Here is a 4637-nt window from a genome sequence, read left to right as displayed (position 1 = left end):
TCCAAACTCCAAACTCCAAACTCCAAACTCCAAACTCCAAACTCCAAACTCCAAACTCCAAACTCCAAACTCCAAACTCCAAACTCCAAACTCCTAACTCCTAACTCCAAACTCCAAACTCCAAACTTTTATTTGTGTCGCTTTTGATGCCACTGCCACGCGTGAGCGACAATATCTTTGATGGATGGATACTGAGGTTGCCAGCCTAAGATTGTTCTAGCTTTATCGCTGGTGCCAATGAGAATTGGGGGATCACCAGGACGGCGATCGCGTTCTTCTACTGGTATGGAAATTCCTGTCACCTGTTCAGCAGCTGCAATTACTTCTCTGACAGAGAAACCACTGCCATTACCTAAATTGAAAACTTCGCTATCGCTACCTTTTAATAAATATTCCAATCCCAAAATATGGGCATCTGCTAAATCGTTAACATGAATATAATCACGAATACAAGTACCATCAGGCGTAGGGTAATCAGTGCCGAAAATTGAGATGGATTCTCGTTTGCCTAAAGCTGTCATCAGCACCAAGGGAATCAAATGGGTTTCTGGGTTGTGATCCTCGCCAAGTAACCCACTGGGATTAGCACCAGCAGCATTAAAATAGCGGAAACGCACTGATTTAAAACCGTAAGCAACATCAAAATCAGAGAGAATCCGCTCAACCATAAGCTTTGTAGCACCGTATGGATTAATCGGATTTTGGGGATGGTTTTCTGGAATGGGTACAAATTCTGGTACACCGTAGGTGGCACAAGTAGAAGAAAAGACAAATTTCTTCACAGATGCCGTCAGCATCGCTTCCAACAGGGTCAAAGTACCAACAACGTTATTGCGGTAGTATTTAGCCGGGTCAGTCACCGATTCTCCTACGTAGGCATAAGCAGAAAAGTGCATCACAGCAGCAATATCGTGGGTTTTAAATAGATGATCAAGCAAGGCGCGATCGCCTGTATCCCCTACTATCAGTTCTACCTGTAAAACCTTCTCTACCAGGTCACGATGCCCATAGACCAGATTATCAATTATGACAACGTTATAACCCGCTTGTTTCAAAGCAAGCACCGTATGAGAACCAATATATCCAGCTCCCCCCGTTACCAAAATGGTAGGCTTTCCAGGCGACATAGTTTTTCCTTTTCAGTCGATTACTCAATTAATTTAGTTTACCGGTACCATATTACTCTTCTGGAAAATTATAAATAATCGACGCAGTGTCAAAAAATTGCACTAAAATCACTACGACGGTAGTCTTTGGGTGTGAGGTTTGAGGTATTTTAAGTCAAACAGTGCGATTACAATTTGGCAATAAAATAAATCCATTTCCCAAAACCTCTAGGTTGACCCTTACGGGTGACGCTCCTAGCGTCGCTATAGCTAAGAAGTCGCTAGTTGTTTTATGCAGGGAAACCATGCATGACAGTTCCTCTTGGGCAGCCACTTTTTCTCTGAACAGGAGAAGTGGCGTGAAAATCCCAAGCAAGGAGGACTGTCTTACCACCACATTGGCTCACTGCACGAGAAAATTTGAGAGTTAATCTATGTTTCTATTGTTAAGCCGAGTACTTCTGTGGCTGCTGATTGGCACTATCGTATATTCTCTGTTCCAGCGCTTTTACCCCTCTGGAAGTTTTGTAGGGCGATCAATCTTAGTCGTTATTTTAGTAATCGTAGCCCTATCATTTCTTAACCCCACTGAACCAGCTGTAGCATCCTTGTGGAGGATGCTATCTTTTCCACTCAAGCCTCTAGGAGCATCTGTTTTACTGATGATTCTTGCAGCTCAGAAAATCAAAGGAGGTGGAATAGAGAAACCAGGAGGATACTTAATCGGTTGGGCACTGACGATTTTGCTGTTGGCAAGTACACCAGCAGTCGCCTATTTCCTTTATCGGGCACCCCTAGCAATGGCAGGTGATACTTATGTAGCAACTGCTACGCCAACATCTGGAACACTGGTGGCATTAGGGCAACAAACCACGGCGGCGGGCATTTCAGATGTGACTGGGGGTAGCATTATTTCTTATAATTTGAGAGTGCCTCCCTACCTATTACAACAAGGAAATCCTCAAGATATTCGCACACGCGGTTTACGGCTTGAAGACTTTGTACCAAATTCAGAAACGTTGCAACTTACAACAAGAACTTGGGAAGGTTATCTCGCTTACATTTACAACTTCTTGCGTGTTCAGCGCTAATAAAGTAAAAGAGAAGTCAGAATTCAGAATGCAATCAGTGGGGGATTTAGACCCGCCACTGGTTGTTCGCCTTTGGCGTCTCCCTTTGGGAGAAGACCACCAAATTTTGAATTTGCTGGGGGATTTAAACCCGTTTATTCATCCACCCTAACCTGCGGGAAAGCTAAGAGCGAACGGGTGACGCTCATCCCTAGCTCTAAGCGTTCGCGGTAGCGTCTCCAAGAGTTGCTATGCCGAAGGCGTTGCCTCTGGTAGAGAAGGCTTTACGCTGCGCTAATAGCAGCCGCAAAGAATTAAATTCTGTAGCTTGCTTCCCTAAAAGGGTATTCTGACTCCTGACTCCTGAATTCTTTCTTGTTAATTTACCCATGAATTAGAATCAAGAGTGCGTTTACGCCGAGGAGTATGTCAAAAGCGATATTCCCTCTAGATAGCTGTCTTCTTGGACTAGCAGTTAATCTAAGATGATAAAGTTGCAAAATTGCTTTAATGGCAAAATCTCGACGAATCGCTAAACTTATTGCTTACCTACGTCCCCATTGGCGGGAGGCGTCTTTAGGCATTCTCGCTTTGTTGTCTGTCAATGCACTGGGCGTTTATATCCCCTGGTTGATTCGTGCTGGTGTTGACAAACTCTCCACAACCTTCATCTTGAACCAAATACTACATGACGTAGTAATCATTGTCTTACTCAGTTCGGCGATGTGGCTAATGCGGATGGCATCACGCATTTGGCTATTTGGGGTAGGGCGTCAAGTGGAATTTGACCTGAAACAACGGATTTTTGAACACTTACTCAAGCTGGAGCCGGCTTATTTTGCCAGTAATACTGCTGGCGATTTGATTAGTCGGGCTACCAGTGATGTGGACAATATCAAGCGTTTGTTGGGTTTTGCTGTCTTGAGTTTGGCAAATACGGTATTTGCCTACGCCCTGACACTGCCAGTAATGCTAGCGATTAGTGTGGATCTCACACTAGCCTCCCTGGCAGTGTACCCTTTTATGCTCTTGTTAGTGAGTCTGTTTAGCAATCGCTTACGCAAACAACAAGCAGCAGTCCAAGAGCAACTCTCTGACATCAGCGAACTCATCCAAGAGGATATCAGTGGCATTGCCTTAATTAAAATTTATGCCCAAGAAGCAAACGAGCGTCGAGCCTTCACCAAGAAAAATCAGCAGCTATTGACTGCTAACCTGGAACTGGCAAAACTCCGAAATACACTGTTTCCGCTAATTGGCGGGCTAGCCAATGTCAGCTCGTTGGTAATCATCTGGCTAGGGGCGGCGCGGATGTCTTCTGGGACGCTTCAGGTTGGCGATTTTTTAGCACTGTTAATTTATGTAGAACGTCTAGTTTTCCCCACAGCCCTTTTAGGATTCACAATTACGGCCTACCAACGGGGTGAAGTTAGTATCGATCGCCTTGAATCTATTCTCTCTGTCACACCAAAAATTCAAGACACACCCGATGCCATACATCTACCTGTGGCTGAACTTAAAGGGGAAGTGACAGCTAAAAATCTCACCTATACTTACCCTGGTTCCGCTACTCCAGCTCTAGAAAATGTTAACTTTACTATTGCTCCCGGAGAAACCGTGGCCATTGTTGGGGCAATTGGTTCGGGAAAATCCACTTTGGCAAATGCTTTGCCGCGCTTATTGGATATTGAATCAGGACAATTGTTTTTAGATGGGGTGGATATTACTAAGATAGCTTTGGGAGATTTGCGAGGTGCGATCGCCTACGTTCCTCAAGATAGTTTTCTATTTAGCACTACAATCAAAAATAATATCCGCTACGGCGATCCAGTTAGCGAACAAGAGCAGATAGAATCTGTCGCTAAACTTGCCCAAATTGAATCAGAAATTAACAATTTTCCCCAGCAATACGAAACCCTTGTTGGTGAACGCGGTATTACTCTTTCTGGCGGTCAACGACAACGTACTGCCTTAGCTAGGGCTATGCTAGTCAATGCTCCAGTATTAATTTTGGATGATGCCCTCTCTAGTGTGGATAATCAAACAGCCACGCAAATCCTTAAAAATCTCTCTGGTGGTAGTACACGCAAAACAGTAATTTTCATTACGCATCAATTATCTGCGGCGGCGGCTGCTGACCGAATTTTTGTGATGGAAAAGGGAAAAATTGTCGAGATAGGCAATCACTTACAGCTGTTGGAAAAAAAGGGTTTATATAGAACTTTGTGGAGCCAGCATCAAGTTGAAGAATTACTCCATTAAAATTTTAGGCGTTGCTGATTAAATGTATGAATCTGGGTGCAGAGACTAGCAATTGCTAGTCTCTACAAAGGCTTTTAACTCTTTGAGCAGAAGTCCCACATCTCACTCTTAGGAGTGTGGGATGAATGCGAGTGAGTTGACGACAGTTCTCCGACCAATGCCGTAGGCAAGAGAGGAGAACATGGAGGAAACGAGCAAA

The 4637-nt window shown here is 44.2% G+C and carries 4 protein-coding genes; 2 read left to right on the top strand and 2 right to left on the bottom strand.

Annotated elements, in window-relative coordinates:
- Positions 1 to 128: 128 nt before the first annotated feature.
- Positions 129 to 1127 carry a UDP-glucose 4-epimerase GalE gene (gene galE / locus LC586_RS39625; RefSeq protein WP_229491249.1) on the bottom strand — a complete coding sequence of 333 codons (999 nt, stop codon included), beginning with the start codon at positions 1125 to 1127 and terminating at the stop codon, positions 129 to 131.
- Between the two features lie 413 nt (positions 1128 to 1540).
- On the opposite strand from galE, the gene fraI reads away from it, so the two are divergent.
- A complete protein-coding gene (gene fraI, locus LC586_RS39620; RefSeq protein WP_229491248.1) occupies positions 1541 to 2197 on the top strand; it encodes a septal nanopore formation protein FraI in 657 nt (218 codons plus the stop codon).
- A 196-nt stretch (positions 2198 to 2393) separates the two neighbouring features.
- Here the strand turns inward: fraI and LC586_RS39615 are convergent, their stop codons facing one another.
- A complete protein-coding gene (locus LC586_RS39615) occupies positions 2394 to 2567 on the bottom strand; it encodes a hypothetical protein (protein WP_229491247.1) in 174 nt (57 codons plus the stop codon).
- 119 nt (positions 2568 to 2686) lie between these two features.
- Here LC586_RS39615 and LC586_RS39610 point away from each other — a divergent pair, with 119 nt between their 5' ends.
- Positions 2687 to 4438, top strand: coding sequence for an ABC transporter ATP-binding protein (locus LC586_RS39610; RefSeq protein ID WP_229491246.1), 1752 nt, complete (start codon positions 2687 to 2689; stop codon positions 4436 to 4438).
- Positions 4439 to 4637: the final 199 nt, after the last annotated feature.

This window comes from Nostoc favosum CHAB5714 (assembly GCF_020829495.1).
Classification (GTDB): Bacteria; Cyanobacteriota; Cyanobacteriia; order Cyanobacteriales; family Nostocaceae; genus Nostoc; species Nostoc favosum.
The sequence above is the reverse complement of the archived record's forward strand: the minus strand, read 5'-3'. Positions and strand labels throughout refer to the sequence as shown.

Excerpts from the sequence above, each read along its gene's own strand:
- galE (WP_229491249.1), bottom strand. The coding sequence starts at position 1,127 with ATGTCGCCTGGAAAGCCTACCATTTTGGTAACGGGGGGAGCTGGATAT.
- LC586_RS39615 (WP_229491247.1), bottom strand. The coding sequence starts at position 2,567 with ATGGGTAAATTAACAAGAAAGAATTCAGGAGTCAGGAGTCAGAATACC.
- LC586_RS39610 (WP_229491246.1), top strand. The coding sequence starts at position 2,687 with ATGGCAAAATCTCGACGAATCGCTAAACTTATTGCTTACCTACGTCCC.
- fraI (WP_229491248.1), top strand. The coding sequence starts at position 1,541 with ATGTTTCTATTGTTAAGCCGAGTACTTCTGTGGCTGCTGATTGGCACT.